This is a genomic window from Hymenobacter terrenus (assembly GCF_000972495.1).
In the GTDB taxonomy this organism is placed as follows: Bacteria; Bacteroidota; Bacteroidia; order Cytophagales; family Hymenobacteraceae; genus Hymenobacter; species Hymenobacter terrenus.
On sequence record NZ_LATM01000006.1, the window covers coordinates 181219 to 206043 of the forward strand.

The 24825-nt window shown below is 56.8% G+C and carries 20 protein-coding genes; 4 read left to right on the forward strand and 16 right to left on the reverse strand.

Annotated elements, in window-relative coordinates:
• Positions 1-162: 162 nt before the first annotated feature.
• The 3 genes from WX88_RS11105 to WX88_RS11115 form a co-directional block, all read right to left on the reverse strand.
• Complete coding sequence (locus tag WX88_RS11105) at positions 163-3045, reverse strand: T9SS type A sorting domain-containing protein (protein WP_046244425.1); 2883 nt, start codon at positions 3043-3045, stop codon at positions 163-165.
• A gap of 126 nt (positions 3046-3171) precedes the next feature.
• Positions 3172-4977 (reverse strand): hypothetical protein, encoded by a 1806-nt coding sequence (locus WX88_RS11110; RefSeq protein WP_156176068.1) that lies wholly within the window; start codon positions 4975-4977, stop codon positions 3172-3174.
• Positions 4974-5531: an RNA polymerase sigma factor gene (locus WX88_RS11115; RefSeq protein WP_046244427.1), complete on the reverse strand. Its 558-nt coding sequence runs from the start codon at positions 5529-5531 to the stop codon at positions 4974-4976. The genes WX88_RS11110 and WX88_RS11115 overlap by 4 nt, the downstream gene beginning before the upstream one ends.
• Before the next feature lie 464 nt (positions 5532-5995).
• On the opposite strand from WX88_RS11115, the gene WX88_RS11120 reads away from it, so the two are divergent.
• A complete protein-coding gene (locus tag WX88_RS11120; protein WP_316932322.1) occupies positions 5996-7021 on the forward strand; it encodes a hypothetical protein in 1026 nt (341 codons plus the stop codon).
• Between the two features lie 87 nt (positions 7022-7108).
• On the opposite strand, the gene WX88_RS11125 is transcribed toward WX88_RS11120, so the two are convergent.
• The 7 genes from WX88_RS11125 to WX88_RS11155 form a co-directional block, all read right to left on the reverse strand.
• The gene (locus WX88_RS11125) at positions 7109-7816 is read right to left on the reverse strand and encodes a carboxypeptidase-like regulatory domain-containing protein (RefSeq protein WP_046244428.1); all 708 of its coding nucleotides are present in this window, start codon (positions 7814-7816) and stop codon (positions 7109-7111) included.
• Positions 7817-7999: 183 nt separating this feature from the next.
• Positions 8000-8380, reverse strand: coding sequence for a hypothetical protein (locus tag WX88_RS11130; protein ID WP_046244429.1), 381 nt, complete (start codon positions 8378-8380; stop codon positions 8000-8002).
• A 70-nt stretch (positions 8381-8450) separates the two neighbouring features.
• A complete protein-coding gene (locus WX88_RS11135) occupies positions 8451-8879 on the reverse strand; it encodes a hypothetical protein (RefSeq protein ID WP_231590676.1) in 429 nt (142 codons plus the stop codon).
• A 333-nt stretch (positions 8880-9212) separates the two neighbouring features.
• Complete coding sequence (locus tag WX88_RS11140; RefSeq protein ID WP_046244430.1) at positions 9213-10781, reverse strand: DHA2 family efflux MFS transporter permease subunit; 1569 nt, start codon at positions 10779-10781, stop codon at positions 9213-9215.
• A gap of 133 nt (positions 10782-10914) precedes the next feature.
• Entirely contained in the window at positions 10915-12030 is a 1116-nt protein-coding gene (locus tag WX88_RS11145; RefSeq protein ID WP_082115975.1) for an HlyD family secretion protein, read from the reverse strand.
• Positions 12031-12144: 114 nt separating this feature from the next.
• On the reverse strand, positions 12145-12582 hold the full coding sequence (locus tag WX88_RS11150; protein ID WP_046244431.1) for a universal stress protein: 438 nt from the start codon (positions 12580-12582) through the stop codon (positions 12145-12147).
• Positions 12583-12718: 136 nt separating this feature from the next.
• Positions 12719-14053 (reverse strand): TolC family protein, encoded by a 1335-nt coding sequence (locus WX88_RS11155; protein WP_197076748.1) that lies wholly within the window; start codon positions 14051-14053, stop codon positions 12719-12721.
• Positions 14054-14346: 293 nt separating this feature from the next.
• Between WX88_RS11155 and WX88_RS11160 the strand changes: the two genes are divergently transcribed.
• The gene (locus tag WX88_RS11160) at positions 14347-16479 is read left to right on the forward strand and encodes a sigma 54-interacting transcriptional regulator (protein ID WP_046244433.1); all 2133 of its coding nucleotides are present in this window, start codon (positions 14347-14349) and stop codon (positions 16477-16479) included.
• Here WX88_RS11160 and WX88_RS27515 read toward each other — a convergent pair.
• The 4 genes from WX88_RS27515 to WX88_RS11180 form a co-directional block, all read right to left on the reverse strand.
• Positions 16415-17077, reverse strand: coding sequence for a response regulator (locus WX88_RS27515; protein WP_072052991.1), 663 nt, complete (start codon positions 17075-17077; stop codon positions 16415-16417). The two genes, WX88_RS11160 and WX88_RS27515, sit on opposite strands and share 65 nt — an antisense overlap.
• 3 nt (positions 17078-17080) lie before the next feature.
• Complete coding sequence (locus WX88_RS11170; RefSeq protein WP_046244434.1) at positions 17081-17881, reverse strand: sensor histidine kinase; 801 nt, start codon at positions 17879-17881, stop codon at positions 17081-17083.
• Positions 17854-18507, reverse strand: a complete 654-nt coding sequence (locus tag WX88_RS11175; RefSeq protein WP_156176069.1) for a hypothetical protein — start codon at positions 18505-18507, stop codon at positions 17854-17856. Before WX88_RS11175 ends, WX88_RS11170 begins: the two co-directional genes overlap by 28 nt.
• 87 nt (positions 18508-18594) lie before the next feature.
• Positions 18595-19332, reverse strand: a complete 738-nt coding sequence (locus WX88_RS11180; protein ID WP_046244436.1) for a hypothetical protein — start codon at positions 19330-19332, stop codon at positions 18595-18597.
• A gap of 599 nt (positions 19333-19931) precedes the next feature.
• On the opposite strand from WX88_RS11180, the gene WX88_RS11185 reads away from it, so the two are divergent.
• A complete protein-coding gene (locus tag WX88_RS11185; protein WP_046244437.1) occupies positions 19932-20120 on the forward strand; it encodes a hypothetical protein in 189 nt (62 codons plus the stop codon).
• A gap of 85 nt (positions 20121-20205) precedes the next feature.
• Here WX88_RS11185 and polA read toward each other — a convergent pair whose 3' ends face one another.
• Positions 20206-23100, reverse strand: coding sequence for a DNA polymerase I (gene polA, locus WX88_RS11190; RefSeq protein WP_046244438.1), 2895 nt, complete (start codon positions 23098-23100; stop codon positions 20206-20208).
• 170 nt (positions 23101-23270) lie between these two features.
• Between polA and WX88_RS11195 the strand changes: the two genes are divergently transcribed.
• Complete coding sequence (locus tag WX88_RS11195; RefSeq protein ID WP_046244439.1) at positions 23271-23870, forward strand: 3'-5' exonuclease family protein; 600 nt, start codon at positions 23271-23273, stop codon at positions 23868-23870.
• 25 nt (positions 23871-23895) lie between these two features.
• On the opposite strand, the gene WX88_RS11200 is transcribed toward WX88_RS11195, so the two are convergent.
• Positions 23896-24600, reverse strand: coding sequence for a LytR/AlgR family response regulator transcription factor (locus WX88_RS11200; RefSeq protein ID WP_046244440.1), 705 nt, complete (start codon positions 24598-24600; stop codon positions 23896-23898).
• Positions 24601-24825 lie beyond the last annotated feature (225 nt).

The following is a 24825-nucleotide window of genomic DNA, read 5'->3' on the forward strand; positions in this document are numbered from 1 at the left end:
CACCGCCCTACTCCGCTCCGCCGCTTAATCCGACCAACACGGGGATTTTGCTGATTAAACGCTGCCCTAAATAGACCAACTACTCCCATCCAAAAAATAAGAAAAAGCCGGACCGCCCACAAGGCAACCCGGCTTTTTCCAGCCATGAATTAGAATTTGATGCTATTCGCGCACCACCTGGCGGCTACTGGCTGGGCCCGTAGCTGGCGTAATGCGCAGCATGTAGACGCCCGCCGCCAGACTGCGCAAGTCGAGGGTCTGGCGTAGGATTCCGGCCGGGACGGTTAGGGTTTGCTTGCGGATAGGGCGGCCCAGCACATCGAGCAGCTCGAGGCGCACGGGGCCGCCGGTGGGCAAGTTGGCTGTTATCGTAATGGCCTCGGTGGCAGGGTTGGGATAGACTTCCCAGGCGGGAGCATCGTGGCGGGCCAGGGCGGCCGTGGGCAGCAGCACGGCGGTCGTGACCGTATTGGTCACGATGGGGTCGTTGTAGTCAAATACAATACTGGCGCTGTTGGGAATGGTTTCGCCGATGGTCAGGGTCGTACGAGGCTGCACGCGGAACCGCACGAAGCCCTGCGAGCGAATAACGTCCTGGTTGCGGTAGGGCAGCTTGATGTTGAGGAAGCGCACCGTGAGCAGGCCCGTGCCGCTCAGGCTCCAGATGCAGTTGTGCGACTGAGCCACCAGCTGCAGGCTGGCCAAGTTGAGCTTGCGGAAATCCAGCATATCGGTGACCACCACGGTGAAAGCCGTGTCGGTGCCCATGTTCTGGAAACGAATAGTGTAGTCCAGCGGCAGGCCTGCGGCCACCTGGGCCGGAGTAAGCCGCTGGTAGTTGACGGTAAGGTCGTTGGGGTCGAAGGAGCCAGTCACGGTCTGAATGGCAGTAGTCGAGTTATCGGCGGGCACCATGTCGCCTGCCAGCGACGCGGTGGCCGTAGAGGTGAGCTGGGTACCCAAGGGTATATTCACGGGGAGGCTGAACAGCACATCGAACTCGCGGCGGCCAAATGGGGCCAGGTTCGCATAGCTCCACGTCACGGTTTGGCCGGTTTGGCTGCCGTTGGGGGTGCTGCTCACGTAGAGGGCCCGGCTATCGAGCGTGGCCGTGGCCGTGCCGCTGGCCGTGGTGGTACCCACGTTTTCGACCGTGGCGCGGTAGCGGGTGACGAAACCAGGCCGCGCCGCCCCATAAGGCGTGAGGGTAACGCGCACGTCGGCCTGGTTGGCAATGGGCTGAAAGCCGAAGTGGCGGGCCGCATCTACGCGGCCGAAGCCCACGAAGTTACCTGTGTAAGGCCCCGTAGTAGGCTGGGTAACGGCGTAGTGCAACGGCGGTACCGGTACCGCCAATGAGTAGGAGCCGGCCCCGACGTACACATTGAAAAACCCCTGCGTATCAAACGTGCCCAAGCGAGTGGTAGTGGGCTGAACGGCTTGCAAAACCACGTTGTGCGGGAACGCGCCTTCGTTCGCGTCACGCACGCCGTTGCCATTAGCATCGAGGTATATCTGCCCGCGTATGGTGTTGTGCTTCGTGCCAATGCGGGCCACGCTGATGCCGGCCCCGACCTGCGTGAAGTCTCCTAATAGGAAAGTGGGGGGCGTGAAGCCGTTGTTGCCCGCCGCCGGATTGGGCGAAAAAGAACCGGGGGCCGTCACGAAGTAAACATTGCCCCGCACATCAAGGCCCAGGGCTACTGCTTCGTTGTACGAAGACGTCCGCTGGGGATTAGGGTCGCCGGCGTTGCGACTACCCGTTACCCATTGCGGTACTCCCGCCACATTAAAGTGAATAAGGCTCTCCTCATACTTGCGCAGCTCAAAATTGCCGATAGTGACAACTTGCGAGCTTAGCGACGAGTTGGGAACCGCCACTACGGTTACTTCATTGTTGGCATCTACTACCAGCATAGTTGCCCCGCCTAAGGAATCAGGCGTGCTTAGCGCCGATTGGTTAGTCGCCCAAAGCAGCGAGCCAGTCGTGGAGTACTTCGCCACGCTGATTCCCTTGGTGCTTCTACCCGCCACGTAGTAATTGCCGGCCTGATCGGCCGCCGCGGCGTTCACACTGGGTACCGGCCCGTTGGGCGTACCGCCGAGTTGGCCGGGCCGAATCCATGTCAGGGTCCCGGCGGGGCTTACAGTTGCAATAAAGTCGTCGAAGGTATTGAGCGGTTGGCGGCTGGGGAGCACCGGCGGATTGCCAGGGCTGCCGAAGTAGAGGTCTTGATTGAAAGTGCCAAACAGCAGGCAGCCGCCATCGGCCCGCGGCCCCACCTTCAGGCTACCAATACCCGAAGGCGAACGATAGCCCGGACGCGTAAGGGCTCGTGGCAAGGGGGTGCCACGAAGCCGTCGTACCCATTCGCCGGAGCCCGCCGCGTTATTGCCCACCAAAAACATTTCGGTCGAATCGATTGCCATGCCCCCAATGGTCGTGTTGCCGACACCTTGATTTGGAGATGATGTAGCGCCAGCCAGGTAGCAGTTGCCAAGCTGGTCCACCGTTAAATTGGCACTAAAATTTATGTTGCTGGTCGGCAGAGGACGTATCCAGAGCAGATTGCCGTTGCGGTCGCATTTACCGTAGAAGCCCGCGCTACTGCCGGCCGGAATACTAGCCGCACCGGTTATCGGCACGCCACCCCAAGTGGCGTTGGCGGAAAGACTACCCGTAATAAAAAAGCCGCCGTTCACAGGGTCCGCTTTAAGGCCGTTGGATGTACCTAGTGGCACCTGCACCCCCCGTAGTGGCCTTATCCAGACAACGGCTCCCGTCGAATCGTATCTCACGATTTGATACCCGCTGCGGACATTGCCGGGGTGCCGCACTATCCGTCTACCTACGCGGGCACTGTCTACGAAGCTGAAAACGGCATAGGTATGACCGGCCGGATCGGTGGTCGCGCCCAAACCGACGCTGCCGTTATTGCCTAGGTTGTGCGCTAGCTGGGCCCACTCAAACACCTGGCTCATCCCTCGCAGGTGCCCAACCAGTAACAGCCCGAGCAGTAATAATAGAGTGCGTAGCAGTTTCATTATCATCTAACTAAGTAAGGTGGAGTAAAGTGAAACCCCTTCGCCGTAGCCCGAACGAAGGGGTTGTCGTTTCTAAAAAACCAGACCAGACCATCGTCAGAAAGGCTGCTGGACAGTCAATTATTTTTACAGCTTGAATCGCATCCCCAACTGCAGGCCCGTGGCCGTTGGCTGCTGAATAAGCCCGGTTTCGGTTTTATACACAGACAAGGCCTGCCAGCGCATACTCGGTGCTACGCTCACACTCAGCCGGTTGGTGAGGGCATAATTCAGCGCCAATGACCCCGATAGCGCCAGGTTCAGCGCTCGGAAGGGTCCGTCGCCTGCCTTAATGGTTTCGGTGCGGAAATTCTCGCCGTCGTCAGTCACCACCTGGGTGCCCCCAAGGAAAAACTGGAACTGGGCACCCGCCGCCACGTCGGCCCACCACCGGCCCGGCCCCATCGTGAGGCGGTAGCGCATCATCACCGGCACCGTAAAGAAGCGGTAGGTGGGCTGCAAAGTCTTGGTAGTGAGAGTTTCTTTTTTGCTGATGAGAGGGGTGAGCGTCTTGCGGGTGGTGTGCACAGTATCGTTCTGCACAGTGGTCGTGAATACCGTGTCCTGGCGCGGCACATACACCGTGTCGTACCGAATAACCTGGCCGCTGCCGTTGAATATTGGCGAGAGCTGCGGCACCTGAACGATGCGGATGGAGTGCGTTTGGTTCGTGGAGGTATACACGTTGGTCGTGCGCACGGTGGTGCTGTCATATTTCACAAGCACTTCCGTGTTTTTGTTGGTGATGCGCAGGTCGGCCCCATACGAACTATAGCCGAGGCCCCCTGCCACACTCACGCGTGGTGCGAATTGGTATTCAGCCATAATGGCGGCGTTAATCCCGGCGCGGCCCGTTTCGTGGTTGCGGCGCAGGGCCGTGAGTGGGTTGTTCTCAGGGCCTTGTAAGTTGAGCGTATTTTGCTCGGGAGTAGCGATTAGCAGCAGGCTCCAGCGGTGAGGAACGGGGCGCGGGAGGGCCGTGTCAGCGGGGGGCGCGGTGGCGGTGGCCACCAGCGGGGCACCTGGCAAGTCGCCCAAAGCCAGCAGAGTGCTGTCGGTGCGGCGTTGCAGGCGTAGCAGCTCGCTCCGCTCGGCGCGCAGGCTGGCGAGCAGCGCGGCGCGGCTGCCGGTGGGCGGGGTACCCGGAGCCAGGGTAGCAATACTGGGCAGTTGCTCCAGCGTCTGGTGTTCCAGCGCTACCAACGTGCGCAGCGTAGCCGGGATAGTTGCCGCCGTCGGTTCGGTCGTCACGGCTACCGAGGCAACGGCCGCATTACCGCCGTTTTTTACAAGACTCGTTTCTTCAGCCAAAGTGCGAGTTAGCGTTTTGCCGGTGTCGGATGAGGAGGCAACAAGTGGCAATTGCGCGCCCGTTGCCTGTGTGCGTTTTCGCTTGGTATTGGAAGAAGTCAGCCCCATTGCACGACTCCTTGGATTGTCAACTGCTTCGTGTTTGAGACGCTTAATCGGTGCCGCTGGACTAGCCAGTTGGTTTTGCGCTATCGGATTAACTGCTTGTGGTGCATCAGTGCTTTTGCTTTCTCCTGCTGCGCGTACGGCCGTAGCCATTTCTGATTCAACACCAGTTGTTACGGCCTGCTTCTGCTCGGGCAAGGTTGTCGCAGGTACCACCGAAATGGTCTGCTTCGCGTTGTTGCTGGTGCTGTGCGGCAGCAGCCAGCCGGCCAGGCCCGCCAGCAAGGCCACTAGCCCAAACAGCAAAGGCAGCGGCAGCGGCGCTGACGCCGGCCGTCGGCCCGTACGCAACACGGGCGGTGGGGTCACCCGTTGTTCAATATTAGTCCAGACGTGCGCGGCCGGCTTGAGTTCAAAACCTTCAAACTTGTCACGCAAAGAGTGGTCGAGGCGGTTTTCTTCCGGTTCTTCCATCATAGATTCAGGTAGCTGGTCTGCCGCTGGTGCAGTAGGTGAAGTTGTTTGCGGGCCTTGCTGAGCTGGGCCTTGGAGGTACTCTCCTGAATGCCCAGCAGCTCCGCTATTTCGCCGTGGGTGTAGCCGTCCACGGCGTAGAGGTTGAGCACCATCCGGCAGCCATCGGGCAGTTGCTCAATGAGGGCCAGCACCTCGGCCACCCCCAGGCGGTCGATGGCATTGGCCTCCGTAGCAAAAGGCTCCGGCACGTCATCGAGCAGGAGCTGTTGACGGCGGTGCTGCCCGCTTTGCCAGTGATTGATAGCCGTGGTAACTACAATACGCCGCAGCCAGCCCTCAAACGAGCCCTCGGCCCGGAATTCTGTGAGCCGTGTGAATACCTTCACGAAAGCATCTTGCAGAATATCCTCGGCCTCGGCCACCGAGCTCGCGTAGCGCCGGGCCACGCCCAGCATGCGCCCGGCATAACGTGCGTAAAGGAGGCGTTGGGCCGCTGGTTCGCGGCGACCACAGCGTAAAAGCAGGTCGGGTAAATCAGCGGGCGGAGCTGCCATGAAAGCAAAGTAAGCCCGCGCGGCGGGCAGGTGCGGGCCAGACAGGCGTCGGCATGAAAAGGCTGCTCAAAACGAAGATTATTTTTCTTTAAAGCTTGCTATGGCTTGAATATCAATGATAAATATTTTGAAAATAAAGTCAAAGTTAAACTAAAGAGAGGCGTTGTAAAAGATTGCCCGTTTGCATTATTATTACTTACCTTATCGAAAGGCCCGAACTTACGGTATCGGAAAAGCTGATGATGCGGCTGCTGTGGTCCCTTATTCGATGAGATGAGAGGCTGGCCGAAACGGTCCATCCCTATCCTGGCCCCCTACCCTTCCTTCCTATAGCCCTAACTACTGAAGAAACCGCCCGGAAAGCGCCGAGCCTACCCAAGGAATATCTGAGTTAAGGGCTGCGGCAACCGCTCGAAAAGGACTAACTTGCGGGTCATAATGGCCTTCTAATACTTTTTCATTCAGTGTTGATATCTTTTCTGCCGCGTCACGCTGTTGTAGCTGCCGCTTTGGGCTTGCTCGCCGCCAGTCTACCCGCTTGTAAAAACAGCCCCAGCGAGGGCGACAAGACCGGCACCGCCGCCGACAGTATTGCCGCCAAGCCTGCTCCCATCGACACCATTAAGCTGAAAGCCTTAGCCATGCGGCGCGACTCGCTCCGCGCCGATTCTATTGTGAAGAAGAGTGGCCAGCTGCCCGGCGCCATTCTCCCAGGTCACCGCATCGTGGCGTTTTATGGCAATATCCGCTCGAAGGGCATGGGCATTCTGGGCCGTGAGCCCAAAGACCAGATGTTCCGCAAGTTTGAGAAAGTACTGGCCGAATGGAGGGCCGCCGATCCGTCTCTGCCCGTTCAGCCAGCTCTGCACAACGTGACCATCACGGCCCAGGGTGCCGCCGGCAAAGACGGCAAATACCGACTGATGAATTCTAAAGCCACCATTGAGGAGGTTATCGGTTGGGCCAAGGAGCACAACTGCATCATCTTCCTCGACGTGCAGGTGGGCCTGAGCAACCTCCGCGCCGAGCTGCCCAAGCTGGAGCCCTACCTCAAAGACCCCATCGTGCACATGGGCATCGACCCCGAATTTGCCATGGAAACCAAAGGCGTGCGCCCCGGTAAGAAAATCGGCACTTATGACGCCAAAGACGTGAATTACGCCGTGAACTTCCTGGCTCGCATCGTGAGCGAAAACCATCTGCCTCCCAAAGTTCTTACCGTGCACCGCTTTACGCAGGGCATGATTTCCAATTACAAAAACATCAAGCTGGACCCGCGCGTGCAAATTGTGATGCACATGGACGGCTGGGGCAGCCCTACCTTGAAAAAGGATTCGTACCATGACTACATCCAGACACAGCCCGTGCAGTACACTGGCTTCAAGCTGTTCTATGAGTACGACATCAAGCCCAAAGGCTCGCACCTAATGACGCCCACTGAAGTCCTGACCCAACTCAATCCCAAGCCGCTGTACATTCAGTATCAATAATCAGGAATACGCAGTAGTCATCAAGACAGAAAAGGCCCGCAATATGTGTTGCGGGCCTTTTCTGTCTTGATGACTACTGCGTATCGACTAGAAGAGGAGCCACCGATGATGCTTAGTCGTTCCCTCGAGATGCTTGCGGGGCACCAGCGTCATGTTCTGAACAGAACCGCCTTTGACTTGAATTTCTTCGTCGGCATAGCCACCATAGCCGAATTGCAGCTTGCTGGCTTGAGCAGCTGGTACGCGCAGGGTATAGTTGCCATTGGCATCGGTGCCCACACCGCGACCCGAAACCTTGTCGAGTACCGTGGCACCCACCAGCGGCCGGCCATTCTCGTCAAGAATGCGGCCCTGCACCGTTGTCGTGCGCATGCTGGCGTTGCTGGCTTCGGCTGCGTCAGCCAAGTCACCGGCGGCTAGTAAGTCAACTATAGTGGGCGTACTGATGGGCAGGTTCAGGTTGTTCAGGGGCTTGTTGCCGCTTGCCATAGAAGCGCCAGCAACGAGCACCGCACCCGTAACCAGGGCCGCAGCGCGCCGCCGAAAACGCTGAGGTTCGGTGCGAATCAGTTCCATTTGGCGCTGCACCCAGCCCACGGGCCGCACGTTCTCACCCTCCAGCTTCATGTCGTGGAAGCGGCGGAGCGTATCATCGGAAAGAGGCCGGTGAGCCTTTAGGTAAGCATCAACGGCTGCGGTGTTTTCGCGTGATAAGTCACCACGGAGGTAAGCATCGCGATACACAGGGAGTAATTCGCCAGTGGTTGGGTTAAAGGGAGAAGCAGTGAGTTTCATAGTTTTACCTAAAGTGTAAGGGAATAAAAAATGACAATCCAGTAAAATAGGCTGAGTATTGTTAGACTAGCCAGTTCAATACAAGGGGTGGAAAGGCGCTTACTTAATGCCTGAAAGGCTGTTGTGAAGTACTGCCTGAGCAAAGAGCAATCTTTGGCTCAGGCAGGGATGGTGGTTGAGAGGCTATTTTAGGATGTCAGCCTGCTGACGTAGCACCTCGCGGGCAATGGCCAGGTTCGTGTCGCGGGAGTTCACCGCGAGGTAGATGAACTTCTTGCCGCCATCTACCAGATTGATCAGGTGAATCTGGTTGGTAAGCGTAATCAGAATGTCATCAATGACTTCGTCCGTAAGCTTTAAGGCAGTCATTGCTTTCTGTTTCTGCCTTACTACTTCCGTATTATAAGCCGCCGCCGTTTCGGGATTGAGGGTGAGCGAATTGGAGTGTGAGGCCATCGCCATGCCCGACTGCGTATCCACAATAGCCACAGCCAGCAGCTGGGGTAAATCATTGATGATGTTTTGGATAGCTTGACCAGCCGGGTTGTTTGTAGAGTAAGGCATTCGTAAAGTGATGAGGAAGAAAAGGAGTGAAGAGGTGTTGAGTAGAATATTTTTAGTTAGTGGAATAAAGCTATTCGCAGTGCGTCCGCAGCACGTCGCGGGCAATGGCTAAGTTGGTATCGTAGCTGCTTACCGCCAAATACAAAAGCCGCTCGTTGTCCTGGCTGACGCGGAGCAGATGCAACTGCTCGCGCAGGGTGATAAGGATGTCTTCGATTTTCTCGTTGGGTAGCGAGAGTGCGTCGAGCGCCCGGCGCTTTTGGCGCACTACTTCAGCATTGTAGGGGGCTGCTTTGGCCGGAGCCAACGTCGAAGAGTTGCTATGAACTGCCAGCGCCTTGCCGCTCTCAATGTCAATAACCGCGACTGCCAGTAGTTCGGGCAGGGCAGCACGCACCGCCTCTACCGTCGCTGCTGCCTGAATGTGCAGCGGGCCGGAAGCCGCAAGTGTACTCGTCTTAGCGAGGGCTTGCAGGCGGTTAAGAATCGGAATATTCATCAGGGGTTGAAGCAACGTTTCTGGGGTGGAGCCAGAAGTGTTTGGCCCTTGTACGTAATAAAGGTACTTTCATGTTTAGGTTTTGGTAGTGTAACGTTAAACAAGATTGGGGTATTTTAGATGAACCGTGATTTAGCTCGGATGAAGCGCGGTATTCCGTCGCTAAAAAAACGCGATTTTTTGCGTGATTTTGGGCATAAATCCCTGAGAAATTGCTTAAAGTTGAGCTTACTTCATCTGTTTTAAATGGCGGGCTGATGCATTAAAACAACAAAAGCCGGCTCAACAGAGCCGGCTTTTGTTGTTTTAATAAATAGTAATAAACCAAGAGGGCTAGTGGGCGTCCATGCTAACTTTTCCGGTTACTTTCACGCGCTTTACCAACAGAATTAGCGGTAGGCAGGCGATAAAGAAAAAGCCCAGCGCCGTAAATATCTGCGAGTAGGTAATTAGTGAGGTTTGCTTCATTAGCACACCTTCGAGAGCCGCGTAGGCTTGCCGCTGAGCTTGTTCGAGCGGAAAGCCTTTGGCCAGGAAATTCTGGGTGAAAGCCTGGATGCGCTGCACCGTTTCGGGGTTGTAGAGCGAGATATTGGGTAGCAGGGCCACGCGGTTGGAAGCGATGCTGCGCTCGAGGTAGGTGCCTACGATGGCAACGCCGAACGAGCCGCCAAGTTGGCGAATCATACCGGTGATACCGGCGGCTTGGCCGGCATCTTTGCCTTGCAGGCCAGCCAAACTCATGGTGGTGATAGGGAGGAAAATCAGCCCTAGTCCGATACCTCGCACCATCAGCGGCCAGAAAAAATCGTCTTCGCCGGCCGTGGGCGAAATGCGCGCCGACATCCAGAAAGTGAAGATAAAGAAGATGGTGAAGCCCACAGGAATCATGAATTTCTGCGGAATGCCCGCTTGCAGGGCGCGCCCAATGAGGGGCATCATGAAGCCCGAAGCCAACGCCCCCGGTAGCAGCAAAAAGCCCGTTTGGGCAGCGGTGAAGCCCAAAATGCGCTGAGTGAATATCGGGAACACAAACACCGAGGCGAATAGCCCGAACCCGAGCACGAACGACAGGAAGGCGCCCACTGCCAGGTTGCGGCTCTTGCCCAGCACCCGTAAATCCACAATGGGCTTGTCGGCCGTGAGCTCGCGCCAGATGAAGCCGATGATGCCTGCCGTCGACAGTATGGTGAAGAGGATAATGGTATTGTCTTCAAACCAGTCGTTGCTCTCGCCTTGTTCCAGTACAAACTGCAGCGAGCCAACTCCAATAATCAACAGCGCGATGCCAGTCCAATCAATCTCCCGTAAAGGCCGCGGAACAGCATTTTTGATGCGCTCGGGGTCACGGATGAACAGCATCGTGAACAAGGCCGCCAGAATGCCTACTGGCACGTTCACGTAGAAAATCCAGGGCCAGTCGTAATTGTCCACAATGTAGCCGCCCAGCGTAGGGCCGATGGTGGGCCCGATAATCACGCCCATGCCGAAGAGGGCCTGCCCCAGCGGGAGTTGCTTAGGTGGAAAGGTATCAATCAGAATAGCCTGCGACGTGGCCATCAGAGCCCCGCCCCCAATGCCCTGGATGAAGCGGAAAGCCACTAGCTCCCACAGATTGGTGCTCTGCCCGCAGGCCATGGAGGCAAGGGTGAAGAGCACTACCGAAAAGAAGAAATAGTTGCGGCGCCCAAACTGCTCCCCCAGAAAGCCCGTCATTGGAATGACGATAACGTTGGCGATGCCATAGGCTGCCACTACCCAGCTTACTTCCTGCTGCGTGGCCGAAAGATTACCCATCATCTGGGTCAGAGCCACGTTCACGATGCTGGTGTCAATGAGCTCCAGCAAGACGCACAAGACCACCGTAATGACGATAATCCACTTGGTAAATCCGGTTTCCATATTTTAGCAATTGTTCTGGATTTTTCTGTCATCGTGAGTACCGCGGAGTACCCTGTCACGCCAGAATGGTTTGCAGCAAACTCAAGTGGCGCAGGTCCTTCGTGATGCTCACGATGGCAGACGAAAACAACTCTTACTTCACTGTCACCGTGGTGTTCACGCTCATGCCGGCGCGCAGGGGGTGCTCCGGGTCAATTTTATCGAGCACGATTTTTACGGGAATGCGCTGGGTCACTTTCACGAAGTTGCCACTAGCGTTGTCGGGTGGTAGGAGGGCGAAACGGGCGCCGGTAGCGGCCGACAGCGACTCGATACGGCCCTGGAAATCTTCGTGAGGATAGGCATCAACCTCGATTTTTACGGGCTGGCCCACCTTCATATTTTCCATCTGGGTTTCTTTGAAGTTGGCTACTACCCAGGTACGAGCGCTGCCCACAATGCCAAATAGCTGTTGGCCGGGGCTTACTACCTGGCCTGGCTGCACGTTTTTCTTGCTTACAATACCCGCTTCAGGTGCCGTGATAGTGGTGTAGCTCAGTTGTAGGCGGGCATTGTCGAGGTCGGCTTGGCGTTGCTTTACCACGGCCTGGGCCACGGCCACTTGCTGTTGGGCGGCGGCCACTTGCTGGCGAGCCACGCTCACTTGGTCGGTGGCGGTGGCGCGCTGGGCTGCGGTGGCCTTCAGGTTGGCTTGCACGGCGTCGTACTCGCTCTGCGGAATGATGTCCTGCTGACGCAGAAAAGTGCTGCGCTTGAGGTCTTTCTGAAGGCGTTCCTGGTTGGCTTGGCTCACGCCGATGGTGGTTTGGGCAGTGCGCACGTTGGCCTGAGCAGTGGCCACACCGGTGCGGGCGGCCACTACCTGAGCCGAAGCAGCGGCTAGCGCGGCTTCGGCGGCATTCACGCGCTGCTGATAGTCGGCGGGGTCGATGATGACGAGCACGTCGCCTTTTTTCACGGGCTGGTTGTCATCTACTTTCACCGAGAGGACGGGCCCACCCACGCGGGGCAGTACGGGGTACACATCGCCCTCCACCTGGGCGTCGTCGGTGCTTTCGTGAGCTTGGGCAAACTGATAGCGCGTCCAGCCATAATAGCCGGCGGCCAGCAGTATCACTACCATAATAATTAATACGAGCGGATTGCGCTTCTTGGGCTCCTCCGCGGGAGTATCGGCCTCGTTCGAAGCCGCATTGGGGTAGGGAGCGGGGGCGTTCTGTACGGTGGGAGAAGTTTCGGTCTGGGCCATCTTAATTGAATTAAGAATGAGGAATTAAGAGTGAAGAAGTAAGCAGAATAGAGGAAAACAAGAGCGAAGGAGAGAGTAGTTGCCTTTGGAGGACAATTATTTAAGCCTCTTTCTTCATTCCTCACTATTAAGAGGCGCGCGCACCAGAAGGGTGGCGCAACGGGCGGTACGCAGCACGATTTCAGCGGTTGTGCCCATCAGGAAGCGGGTGAGGCCCGTACGGCCATGCGCGCCGATAACAATTAAGTCGGCCTGCTGGCGGCTGGCTTCGGCCACTATTTCGGGCGCCGCCTCGCCTTGCACAATTCCGGTATGCACATGGGCTACGCCGGCTTGCTCGGCAATTGTCCGCAACGTGGCCAACCGCTCGGCGCAGGGCACCCGCTCGGCTGGAGCGGGGGTGTTGGGTAACTCGTCGGCTGGCAGTTCTTGCGGTTCGCACACGTGCAGCAGCCGTAGCTCAGCTCCGGTAGCCACCGCCAGGGCCGCCGCGTACGCCACCAGCCCCGCCGACGCGGCCGAGAAATCGAGCGGACAAAGGATGATGGACATTTGGTGAGTGGTGAAATGATGAAGTGTGAGGTGGTGAAATGAGGCGATGGTGAAAGACGATTTTATATTTTCACTAAGCCTAATGCGCCACTAGCGCAAGGCGAGCATCAAGTTTACCATTTCACACCGCAGGCAGCTATTGCCAAATTTGCTCGCCCGTGGCGCGCTTGAGTTGATATTGGCCGAGCGTGTAGTTGTACATGGCTTGGGCGCGGGCTAGACGGGCCTGGGCCAGCTGCGTTTCAGCGTCGAGTACATCCAGGTTCTGGCCCACGCCGTAGCGGTAGCGACCCTGTGCGCGGGTGAGAGCGTCGGTGGCCTGAGCAATTTGCCGCTCCGCATTGGCGTAGCGAGCCTGGTTCGAGGCGATGTTGTTGGCCGCCTGGCGCACATCGGCGCGGACCTGCTCCTGGGTGTCCTGGGTGCGGGCCACCGCACTGCGGGCATTGGCGAGGGCTTCCACGCGCTGGTTCTTGTTCTTGTTGCCGTCATAAATCGGCACCGACAGCTGCACCACACCCACCGTGTTAAACCTCATTTGGTTTAGGTTGGGCAGGTAACCGTTTTTGGTGCCTACTTGCCCACCGATGCCCAGATTGGGAAGGTTGCTACGCTCTACGAGCCGTTGCTGGAGGGTAGCGGTATTTTCGGTATCGCGGGCCAGCTTGATTTCCGGGCGGTTTTCCAGGCCTTTAGCCGTTTCGGCGGCTACGTCTACCGGGCGGGGCTCAAAAGTGAGCCGGCCTTTCACTGGAACATCAACCTGGTTGGACCTATGCAGCAGGTGCGCCAGCTGCGATTGCTGGTTGCGAAGCTGGTTTTCGAGGTCGATTTTAGTATTCTGGGCCTGGGTAATGCGCACGTCGGTGGTCGTCACGTCGAACCGGGTGCTGACGCCACCCTGCACGCGCTTTTCCATTTCGTTGCGGTGCGCGACCAGCGAGGCAATCTGAGCATCCTGTACCTTAATACTTTCGCGCATGAACAGAATGTTATAGTAAACCTGCGCGGCATCGAAAGCCAAGTTGCGTCGGGTTATGTTCACGTTGTCGCGGGCGGTTTGCACCTGCGATTCGGCTACGCTCACCGTAGCCGCGCTCCGGCCAAAATCGAGCAATAAGTACTGCGCCGTGATGTGAGCGTCGTAGTTGTTATTGGGGGCTATCTGAAAAGCCTCCCCGCCTAACGGTATTTTCACAACCGGGTCGACACGTGTGTAAGTGGCTGTACCTGTTACTTGGGGCAGGAACCCGGTGCGTGTCTGGGCCAAGCGGCCGGTGGCAGCATTGGCCAACTCTTCGAGTGAGATGATGCCAGGATTAGCATCGAGTACGGAGCGAACGGTGGCATCTAGCGTCAGCGAATCGGACTGCACATCGACGCCCGGCCCATTCTGAGCCTGAACAGTACCGACGCCCAGCACAGCTAGTGCAAAAGCAAAAGCAGCTGGTGATGAAAAACGAGAAAACATAGAATGTGCGGGGGTGTGTGTCGCCGTCCCTTTACCGAATGCCATGCCAAGGCCTGCAGATAGGATTGTCGATGATGTCAACAAGCTTATTTTCAATACGCAGAGCCGGTTTTAAATAGCTAATAGGTATTGGCTGAACTTTCTGGCTTTCAACTGGTATTCCTTAAATAGCAGGAATTTCTTAAAATAAGCTCCTGATATTTCAGGGAAATCGTAGCGATGCTGTCCTATGGCTTCTAGGAGATGGGTTTCTCAGTTACCACTCGTATGTAATCGAAGAGAGCTTCAAGACTATGCCCGATCAAGACGAAACCCTACTGCTGCATATTAACGAAGCCATCGCGACCATCCGCGATAAGGACTCGCTGTTCAAGGTGGTGACTACCAAGCTGCGACTCATTTTCCCATTTGACCTCATTGGCATCAATGTATTCGATGCTGAGCTGAAGAATAAGCGCTTGTTTTTGCGCGATTATTATGGGGCCGATGAAGTGGCACCTTGTACCCTGCCGGCAAAGACGGACCACTTTACGCCAATTGCCGGCTCGCCCGTCGAGCTGATGGTAGCAAACCCGCGCGTACGCCAAATTGCGCTGCGTGACTACATGGAAGATTACCCGGAGTACGAGGCATTCCGGCGGATGCAGGAACTGCACATTACGCAGCTTACGGCTGTGCCGCTACGTACCAGCGGCCACCTGATGGGGTTCCTCACCCTCGGTACCCGCCGTGTGCCCAACCTGACTGCGGACGATGAAAAGCTATTGGAGAAACTTGGCTCACTCATCGCCGTGGCCGTAGCCAATACCCTGGCCTTTGAGGAGGTGGCTCGCCGTGAGCAGGAGCGCACCCTGCAACTCAACATTAATAACGCCTTGCTTAGCATCAAGCAGCGTGAGCCCCTGTTCCGGGCAGTAGCCGAAGAACTGAGCCGGGTGGTGTCATTCGAGTATTTCGGCATTCGGGTGCAGCGGGCAGGGCAGGAAAAGGCGTTTCAGGCCTTTGCTGAATTTTCACGAACCGGGCCGGGGGCCCGACTCGAAGCCCTTGACCCAGACCGTTACCACGACGAAATTTTAGACGGTAAAGAAGGTATTTACCAGCAAAGCATGGACTTGCTACAGCACGCGGCCATTTACTCCGGGCCCGAATTTAAGGCCTTGGCCGTGCGCTATCCACGCCTCCGCTACGTGTACGAGCAGTACCACACCCGCGCCCTGCTGGTGGCGCCTATTTGGCAGCGGTCCGATGGTGCGGCCGTGCTTACACTCTCCGCCGCCCGGCCCGAAGCGTTTCGGAACGAGGACCTGGAGACGGTAGTGGGGTTGGTGCCCCAGGTGGCTTTGGCGCTGGAAAACCTGTTTGCTTTCGAGCAGATTGAGGAGCTCAAGGCCCAGGTAGAGCAGGAGCGGACGTATCTGGTGGATGAAATCAATACCTCCGCGCGCTTTGGTTCCGATTCCGGCGCGTTCATCGGCACTAGCGCGGCTTTGCAGCAAACCCAGCTGCGCATCCGGCAAGTGGCGCCCACCGACACGACGGTGCTGGTGTCGGGCGAAACCGGCACTGGTAAGGAACTAGTGGCTCGCGAGTTGCACAACGCTTCGCCCCGGCGTGCCCGCGCGCTCATCAAGCTCAACTGCGCCGCCCTGCCTGCCCAGCTTATCGAAAGTGAACTGTTTGGTCACGAGAAAGGCGCCTTCACGGGTGCGGTAGAGCGGCGCATCGGCAAGTTTGAGCTGGCCAACGGCGGTAGTATTTTCCTCGATGAAATTGGCGAGCTGCCCCTCGACCTGCAAGCCAAGCTGCTGCGCGTGCTCCAGGAAAAGGAATTTGAGCGTCTGGGCGGCACCCGCGTGCTGCGCTCCGATGCCCGCGTCATCGCCGCCACTAACCGCGTGCTGGCTGACGAGGTGGCCGCCGGCCGCTTTCGCGCCGATTTGTACTATCGTCTCAACGTCTTCCCCATTCAGTTGGCGCCTCTGCGCGAGCGCCGCGAAGATATTGAGCCCCTGTTGCGCCATTTTGTGCAGCGCCTGAGCAAGCGCCTCGGCAAGTCTGTGCGCCAAGTGCGCCCCGCAGACCTGGCGGCGCTGCGGGAGTACTCCTGGCCCGGCAATATTCGCGAGCTGGAGCACGTGCTGGAACAGGCTATTATCGTGAGTCAGGGGCCATTTCTGGAATTCGCGGGCTTTGCCGCTGCGCCACTGGCTGCGGGGGAGGCGGCCACGATATTGCCAGGGCCCGCCCCCCTCAAAACCTTACGGGAGCAAGAGCGCGACCATATTCTGGCCGCGCTGCATCGCACGGGTGGGCGAGTAAGCGGCACGCAGGGAGCAGCCCTATTGCTCGACATCAACCCTAAAACGCTGGAAGCCCGCATGAAGAAGCTGGGCATCCGGCGTACAGTGAGCGCCGAGGCGTAGCAATGTGCTGTAAAGTCGTTGTGCCTTGCCTACCTTGACCCCTTGTGGGGGCTGATGAAAAGCTGATGCGCGATTTCCTGAGCGGAGTAGCCTTTGGCAGCCCCAGCACCTCCGTTTCGCGGGGAGTGAGCACAATGAGCGGCGCCTGAAACGACGGCTGCTGCCGCATAGTGGTATACAGCCCGCGCATCATGGCCTTAGAAATACTGCCAGTGAAATAGTAGCCTTTGGTCAGAACGGTCGAAAAGGCACTGCTTAGCTGATTCTGACTCACGTTTTTAGGCAGATAGCTGCGCACACCCAGCCGGAGCATGTGAGCAATAAAGTCGTTGGTCGAGTGCATGAATAGCACGGTGATTGTCAGGTTGGGGTACTCTTGCACCAGGCGCTTGGTGGTCTCTATGCCATCAACGTCGGGCATTTGCAAGTCCAGCAGCAGCACATCGGGCATCTGGCAGGCTAAGCGCAACTCCGAAAGCGGCGGCCTGCACCACCGATACAGCGTAGGCAGGCTTTGCAGAATGTAGGCTATCCCTTGACGAAACAGCCAGTCATCAAGGATAGCAATGTGGATGGGGGCAGAGCAGGCCTGATACAAAATTTAGGTTGGAAGCGGTACTTCCACACGCACACCAGTACCCTGGCCCGGAACCGACTCCAGGTGCAATGAGGCATCGAGTAAACTCACCCGGGCCGCCAGGCTTTTCAGGCCCAGGCCTACTTTGTTGCTTTGCTGAACGTGGGCATAGTCGAAGCCGCAGCCGTCGTCCGTAACCGTCAGGACCAGGCGGTTGGGCAATTGCATCAGCAGGACGTTGACCTGCGAGGCGTGGGCGTGTTTCAAGGCGTTGTTGACTAGCTCTTGCACAATGCGGTACAGCGCCAGCTCGTGCGCATGAGGCAGGACTACATCCAGCTCCACCCGCACCTCCATGCCGTTGGCGAAAGAGTCGGAGCACAGAAACCCCAGATTGTGTAGGGCCTCGGTCAGGCCGAACCGGGCTAGCACGGCCGGGTGCAGGTTCTGGGAAATGTTGCGAATGTCCTGCAGTGAGTTGCTCAGGATATTCTTGATGAGCGTCACGGCCTCCTTTTCTTTGTCTGTGGCCGTGGCCGAGTCTCCCAGTTGAGACATGAGGGCCTTGGCCGCTGAAAGCGAAGAGCCTATTTCATCGTGCAGGTCGTTGCCGATGCGTTCCCGCTCCCGCTCCTCAGCCTGAATGGCGGCCACAAACAGCTCCTTCTGATAGGCGCTTTGGATGGTTTGCAAGGTCAATTGCTGGCTGATAAGCTTTTTCTGGTAGATCAGAAAAAAAGCCACCAGCGCCAGCGCCAGCAGCAACATCACGATGGTGCCTCCGAACAACAGCCCCGCTACTTCTTGCTCAACGGACTTATCCACAGCGCCCAGGCATATAAACTATAAAGCAACATGTACAGTAACGCGTGAATATCCCACAACTTTAAGCTTAATGCCTTCGAATGCCGGATGACATAATTACTGGAGATGAAGATGAACACATTGCCCGAAAAGTACAGCAGCAGGCCCACCGAAACCCAGAACATTGGTTCGCGCTCTAAATGTACAATAATCAGCTCACGGATTACCTTATAGAAATACAACAGCACAAGAACTATAACTAACAGGCTTTCGGCAAAGCGCTGCATGGTGTTGAAGCGAACCAGGCTAGCGGGCTCGGCATAGGAAAGCAGCGAAGCCAAAGAAAAGACGGCTACCACTGTAGGCAGCCAACGGCTCACGGCCGAAGGCCTGAGCACCTGCCGGTACATCCAGGCCAGCAACCCGAACTCCATCAGGGTGTCAAGCGGCATCAGAAATAGGTTGGACCTTTGCTGCGCGCCTAGTGCCCGTGATAATAACTCAATGAGGGTTGCGAAGAAAATTAAGCCCGCCAGGTAGCGTAGCGGGGTTTCCAAATGCTTGAAACGCACCACTCCCACAATGTTAGCGACGATAACCGGGATAAAGGAGACTTCGAGAATAAGGTCTTCAGCTGAATAAGGCATAGATATACATAATAGCCTGCCGCGCACGCTACGGGCCATTTCAACTACCCGGTGCCGGCTCGCTAGGCCAGCACCGGGGCTAAAAGTCTAGCAAGCCGGCGGGCAGGGCTTGGAAATATCGTAGTAAAGATCTTGGCGCGACAGCATGATGATGCCGGGAGAGTCCCCGCTGGGTATGGTGTTCAGGGTAAGCACCGTGCTGAACAATAATGGCGCCCCCCCCTCGGTAGTGCCATCAGGATCGGGCTCATGCAAAACGAAGTTGAGCCAGAGCGCTGCGTTGGGCTGCGTGGCTGGCGAGAAGGCATCCTGGAAATCATCAACCGGGTAGGTATAGCCTAGTAAGGGCCCTTGCTCCGAATAGAATAGCTCCAGGGTGAGCTCCTCAACGGTGAGCGCATTCCAGCGTATTATCCATTTTACTGCTTCATCAAAGGGTATGACGGCCTCCTCCACGGCCACGGACAATTCTGGCAGCTCTTCTATCTCGGCGCGAAGAGCGGCCACACCAGCTAGGTAATAATAATCCGAAATGGGTTTGTCGGACTCATCAATGCCAAAGAGCGCAATGCTAAATGCGGATGTACCACTCTGTGCGTCGTCCGGCGCCACCACGAATTTCAGTCGAATGGCAACCGTGTTTTTGTCCTCCCACAAAGCAGCAAATTCTTTGGGCAGGTACACATAGTTCTGGACGCCATTACTCCGGGTAAAGATGTCGCGTAGTGCGTCGGAATTGCCTCCGTGCACTAGCTCATGCCAATTGGAGGTATAGAGGTCAAATTCTTCCGGTTTGAGTAGGCGGGGTGTGATGATGGGTTGCACGGTAAAAATTGAAATGAGGAATGGAGGCTTAAATATAGCAATCCTCTCCTATGGTACTAGCTCATTCCACACCCAGGCATGCTGAAAATCGGGCTCTAATGGGCAAAAAAGTGCCCTGCCGCGTTACCCAGCGGCCTACCACGTGAAACTACGTGGTTGTAAAATCAGGTGATTATACGCGGCCGCCAGGCGGTACTACATGATTTGAAATTCAGGGGCTTGACGGTGAAAACAGACGGTGTTGAATCGGTAATCTCTATCGTCAAGTCGCTCATAAATCAACTGCTATTCTCTGGCATGTTGCGAGCCGCTTGGCACTACACCACCCGGGCTACCCGGTGAGGCCATGCCTAAGCCCCCACCTACTCAGCAGCTACGGCTGCCGAACTAGGCGCAGTACGCCGAGGACATCTTTTCCCAGCCACTACCGCACGCGTCAGCTGGCGCGATATCGGCAGTTTTTTCACCGTTCAACTGCCCTGCTTATGCCAGCTCAAAAGCTTCTCCGTACCATGCGCTTCGCTGGGATGCGCGGGGCACCCAGCCAAGCTCTTATTCCAGCAACTCATTTAATTCAATAGCTCTTTACAATCAAGCTCATGGCAACTTACCATCAACATGGCAAGCCGACCGTCGATTTTCTCACGAGTGGCAGCTCCTCGCTGTACGCCTTCAAGGCGGTGCAAGGGCCCAAAAACGCCCGACCCGTGGTGTGGTTTCAAACCACGGAATTTGTCCAGAACATCACCGTTTCGTGGGACTCTACATCTAGCAAGGGTAGAAAATAATGAATCAAGACCATCATGCCGAGCGCGGCGCGGCATGATGGTCTTGATTCATTATTTCTTGCAAAAAATAGCTTTTCTACACGTCCTAGTGTGCCTGCAGCCAGTTCTGCCCAGTGCCTACTTCCACTTCCAGCGGCACGCCATGGGGCAGCAGCAGCGCTGTGGTCATCAGTTCCTTGATTTTGGGGGTGATATGCTCCACTTCCTCCTGCACGGCGTCGAACACCAGTTCGTCATGCACCTGCAGAATCATGCGGGTCTTAAGTTTTTCCTCGCGCAGCCAATGATAGATATTAATCATGGCCATTTTGATGATGTCGGCGGCCGTGCCCTGGATAGGGGCGTTGATGGCGTTGCGTTCGGTGTAGCCGCGCAGCGTGGCGTTGCGCGAGTTGATGTCGCGCAGGTAGCGGCGGCGCTTGAGCAGCGTTTCGGCGTATTCCAACTCCCGGGCACGATTGATGCTATCGTCCATAAAGGCCTTCACTGATGGGAATTCCTGGAAATAGGTCTCAATAATGTCGGTAGCTTCCTTGCGGCTGATGCCGATGCGCTGAGCCAAGCCGAAGGCCGAAATGCCGTAGATGATACCGAAGTTGACGGTCTTGGCCTTGCGGCGCATCTCGCTGTCAACTTGGTCGATGGGTACACGAAAGACCTTGCTGGCGGTGCTGGCGTGGATGTCCAGCCCCTGGCGGAAGGCTTCAATCATGGTAGCGTCGCCCGAGAAGTCGGCCATGATGCGTAGCTCCACCTGCGAGTAATCCGCCGCGAGCAGCACGTGCTGCTCGTCGCGCGGCACAAAAGCTTTGCGGATTTCGCGGCCCTTTTCCGTGCGAATGGGAATGTTCTGGAGGTTAGGATTGGTGCTGCTGAGGCGGCCAGTAGCCGTCACGGCTTGGTTGAAGTTGGTGTGCACGCGGCCGTCGACCACGCTCACCAGCTGGGGCAGGGCCTCCACGTACGTGCTGCGCAGCTTGGTGAGCTGGCGGTGCTCCAGGATGAGGCTGGCGATGGGGTTATCGGCGGCCAGCACGCTCAGGATTTCCTCGCCGGTGGCGTACTGGCCAGTTTTGGTCTTCTTGATTTTGCCGCCGCCGAGCTGGAGCTTATCAAACAGCACTTCGCCCAGCTGCTTGGGCGAGCCAATGTTGAACGGCCCGCCGGCCTCCGCAAAAATCTGCCCTTCCAGCTCCTGAATATACCCTTGCAGCTCAGCCGAGTACTCGTTCATGGCATTGGAGTCAATCTTCACGCCCTCGTACTCGATGCTGGACAGTACCGGCACCAGCGGGTTTTCCACATCGTTAAGCAGGCCCAGCAGGCCCAGGTCCTTCAGCATAGGCTCGAACACGTGCTTGAGCTGCAGGGTCACGTCGGCATCTTCGCAGGCGTAGTCCTTCACCTCGGCGGGCGGGATGTCGGCCATGGTTTTCTGCTTCTTGCCCTTGGGGCCGATGAGGTCCAGAATTGATACCGGCGAATAGTGCAGGTAGGTTTCGGCCAGCACGTCCATGTTGTGGCGCATGTCGGGCTCGATGAGGTAGTGGGCCAGCATGGTATCAAATAGCTGCCCACTCACCTCCACGCCATAGTGCCGCAGAATGGTGAGGTCATACTTCACGTTCTGGCCGATTTTGAGGATGTGCTCCGCCTCGAAAAACGGACAAAATTCGTCCACAATGGCCTGCACGGCGGCCTGGTCCTCTGTTGGCACGGGCACGTAGTAGGCCTCGCCCGGCAGCCAGCAGAAGCTCAGGCCCACCAGCCGCGCCGTCATAATATCCAGCCCGGTAGTTTCGGTGTCGAAGCTGACCTCCGTTTGCTGCAACAGAAAGCTCAACAGCGACTTGCGCAGCTCTGACGTGTCAATCAAATGATATTGGTACGGCACGTCCTCCAGCCGTCGGCGCGGCCCGTTGGGGGCGCCAAACTGGCCGGTTTCGCCCTCCTCGGCTCCGATGGCCACGGCCGCTTCGCCAGGATTACCAAAGAGCGACGCCTGACCAGCGGCCGCGACTTTGGGCCGCCGGGCGCCGGTGGTGCCGGGCTTGGCCACGCTGGCTGGCGTGCGGGCTGGCCCCCCGCCACTCAGAATACGAGCTGCCAATTGCCGGAACTCCAACTCGTCAAACAGCTCACGCAGCGCGGCCTCATCCGGCGCGTCAAGCACCAGCTTTTCGGGCTCAAACTCCAGCGGCACGTTCACGTGGATGGTGGCCAGCTCCTTGCTCAGCAGGCCCTGTTCGGCGAAGTTGCGCACGTTTTCCTGCTGCTTGCCCTTGAGGTCGTCCACGTTGGCCAGCAGATTTTCCACCGAGCCGTATTTCTGGATCAGGGCCTTGGCCGTCTTTTCACCGATGCCCGGAATACCAGGAATGTTGTCGGAAGCGTCGCCTTGCAGGCCCAGGATATCAATCACCTGCTCCACCCGCTCAATCTCGAAACGGGCCAGCACGTGGGCCACGTCCAGAATCTCCGCCGCGTTGCCCATAAAAGCCGGGCGGTAAATTTTGATATTCTTCGTCACCAGCTGGCAATAGTCCTTGTCGGGGGTCATCATAAATACCTCGAAGCCCTGCTTTTCTGCCTTCTGGGCCAGCGTCCCAATCACGTCATCGGCCTCAAAGCCATCCAGCATGAGGATGGGAATGTGGAAGCCCTGGATAATTTTCTTAATGTAGGGAATGGCGATGCCAATATCCTCGGGCATGGCCTGGCGCTGAGCTTTATAGGCGGCAAATTGCTCGTGACGAAAAGTCTTTTTCGGCCCATCGAAGCACACGCCAATGTGCGTAGGTTTTTCCTTTTGCAGCACTTCCACCAGCGTGTTGGTGAAGCCGAGCACGGCCCCAGTGTTCATGCCCTTGGAATTGATGCGCGGGTTTTTGCTAAACGCGAAGTGTGAGCGGTAAATCAGGGCAAAAGCGTCGAGCAGGAAAAGCTTCTTGGGAGCGGTGGGAGCAGCAGTGTCGGTCATAGTAGGCGAAAGTACGGTAGCGAATGGTACGTCGATTGTCCGGCTTTAGCCAAAAGAGCCGAGTTTTTCCCGAAGTTATAGAAACTCGCACCCGCTATAACTTCGGGATTGATGGCGACTTTTATACGGCACAGCCTTTTCGACTCTGCCACAATTGCGTACACCAGCTTATGCGCTACGTCTCTCTCGACCTTGAAACTTCTGGCCCCAACCCTAGCCGCCACCAAGTGCTGGAGTTAGCCGCCGTTGTCGAAGACAGCCGCCGTCCCCTGCCGCTCGCGGAACTGCCCGCTTTCCGGCGCGTAGTGCGCCATTCCGAATACCTCGGTACCGCTGGTGCCCTGGCCCTGAATGCCCGCTTGCTTGTCGAACTGGCTCAGAAAATACCCAACCCCGAACTGTGCAGCCCAGACGAGCTACTGCCCCAACTCCGCGAGTTCCTGCTGGCCCACGGCTTCCGGCCCGACAAAAAGGAGTGCGTAACCGTAACCATGGCCGGCAAAAACATCGCCTCCTACGACCTCGGCTTTCTCAAAGAGTTGCCCGGCTGGGGCACCTTTGTGCGCGCCGAGCCCGCCATGCTCGACCCGGCCACGTTCTACCTTAACTGGCATAAAGACTCGCGCCTGCCCACTATGAGCATCTGCAAAGCCCGCGCCCGTTTCGACGACCGCGAAGTAGCGCACGAAGCCCTGGCTGATGCCTTGGACGTCGTGCGACTATTACGGCCATTCTACGAGCTGCCGGTGTACCAACAAGTGAATGGCTAGTAGTAAACTCCCATACTGCCCGCGGCTAGATGCGTTGCAGGCTCTTGTAGAACCCGTCCTGATACGATTTGCCGATGGGTACAAAATGACCACCGCGCAGGTTGGCCGTGTTGTCCTCAATCGACTCGATGTGCTGCGTATTGAGCAGATAGCTGCGGTGCACCCGAATAAAGTGGGCAAATTGGCTTAGGCGGTTTTCCAGCGCCTTAAGAGTAGTGTAAACGATGTACTTATGCTTCAGCGTAACGATGTTGACGTAATCGGATAGGGCTTCGACGTAGAGCACTTCGTCGAAATTGATGCGGACCATGCGGCTGTTCACCTTCACAAACAGGTCCGCATTGGTGGAGGTTTCGGCCGTTGATGGAGGGCTGTTGTGGCGCGGCTGCACCCGTTGCACGGCTTGCGTGAAGCGCGCAAAGTCAAATGGCTTAACCAAATAATCGGTCACGCGCAACTCAAACGCATCGACGGCAAAGTCCTGGCGGGCGGTGGTAATAATGACTTCGGGTGGATCAGTAAGCACCCGTAATAATTCCAATCCACTGAGGTGAGGCATCTCAATATCGAGGAATAATATATCTACCCTTCCTCCCTCACGAAAGAAGGTGAGGCCGGCAATACCATCAGCCAAAGAGCATTTTAGCTTGAGATTGGGCGTGAGCTCGACATAATGTTCGAGGGTCAGACGATTAATTTCGTCGTCGTCAATAATAGCACAGGTTAGCATATGAAAAGCAGGAAAGGTGATAGTGTGCAAAGCGTCCGCCGAGAAAGATTATTCGTTCGCCAATAGTAAAGTAACCACTTAGGGGGCAAAACCCCACAACCAGCCGCAAATAGAAATTTTGAAAAGGAACCGTGCGTAATTTTGCAAGAGCTAATGCTCAAATCGTGAGAAGGGTACATTCATTGTAAGCTTAGCTTTCCGGCGGATGTTTTCGAACGATACTCA

What these genes read in the sequence shown, in the direction of transcription:
- WX88_RS11145 (WP_082115975.1), bottom strand. Translation starts at nt 12,030, where the DNA reads ATGGCCCAGACCGAAACTTCTCCCACCGTACAGAACGCCCCCGCTCCC.
- WX88_RS11130 (WP_046244429.1), bottom strand. Translation starts at nt 8,380, where the DNA reads ATGCCTTACTCTACAAACAACCCGGCTGGTCAAGCTATCCAAAACATC.
- WX88_RS11140 (WP_046244430.1), bottom strand. Translation starts at nt 10,781, where the DNA reads ATGGAAACCGGATTTACCAAGTGGATTATCGTCATTACGGTGGTCTTG.
- WX88_RS11105 (WP_046244425.1), bottom strand. Translation starts at nt 3,045, where the DNA reads ATGAAACTGCTACGCACTCTATTATTACTGCTCGGGCTGTTACTGGTT.
- WX88_RS11185 (WP_046244437.1), top strand. Translation starts at nt 19,932, where the DNA reads ATGGCAACTTACCATCAACATGGCAAGCCGACCGTCGATTTTCTCACG.
- WX88_RS11135 (WP_231590676.1), bottom strand. Translation starts at nt 8,879, where the DNA reads ATGAATATTCCGATTCTTAACCGCCTGCAAGCCCTCGCTAAGACGAGT.
- polA (WP_046244438.1), bottom strand. Translation starts at nt 23,100, where the DNA reads ATGACCGACACTGCTGCTCCCACCGCTCCCAAGAAGCTTTTCCTGCTC.
- WX88_RS11125 (WP_046244428.1), bottom strand. Translation starts at nt 7,816, where the DNA reads ATGAAACTCACTGCTTCTCCCTTTAACCCAACCACTGGCGAATTACTC.
- WX88_RS11150 (WP_046244431.1), bottom strand. Translation starts at nt 12,582, where the DNA reads ATGTCCATCATCCTTTGTCCGCTCGATTTCTCGGCCGCGTCGGCGGGG.
- WX88_RS11195 (WP_046244439.1), top strand. Translation starts at nt 23,271, where the DNA reads ATGCGCTACGTCTCTCTCGACCTTGAAACTTCTGGCCCCAACCCTAGC.
- WX88_RS11110 (WP_156176068.1), bottom strand. Translation starts at nt 4,977, where the DNA reads ATGATGGAAGAACCGGAAGAAAACCGCCTCGACCACTCTTTGCGTGAC.
- WX88_RS11115 (WP_046244427.1), bottom strand. Translation starts at nt 5,531, where the DNA reads ATGGCAGCTCCGCCCGCTGATTTACCCGACCTGCTTTTACGCTGTGGT.
- WX88_RS11200 (WP_046244440.1), bottom strand. Translation starts at nt 24,600, where the DNA reads ATGCTAACCTGTGCTATTATTGACGACGACGAAATTAATCGTCTGACC.
- WX88_RS11155 (WP_197076748.1), bottom strand. Translation starts at nt 14,053, where the DNA reads ATGTTTTCTCGTTTTTCATCACCAGCTGCTTTTGCTTTTGCACTAGCT.
- WX88_RS11160 (WP_046244433.1), top strand. Translation starts at nt 14,347, where the DNA reads ATGCCCGATCAAGACGAAACCCTACTGCTGCATATTAACGAAGCCATC.
- WX88_RS11175 (WP_156176069.1), bottom strand. Translation starts at nt 18,507, where the DNA reads ATGCCTTATTCAGCTGAAGACCTTATTCTCGAAGTCTCCTTTATCCCG.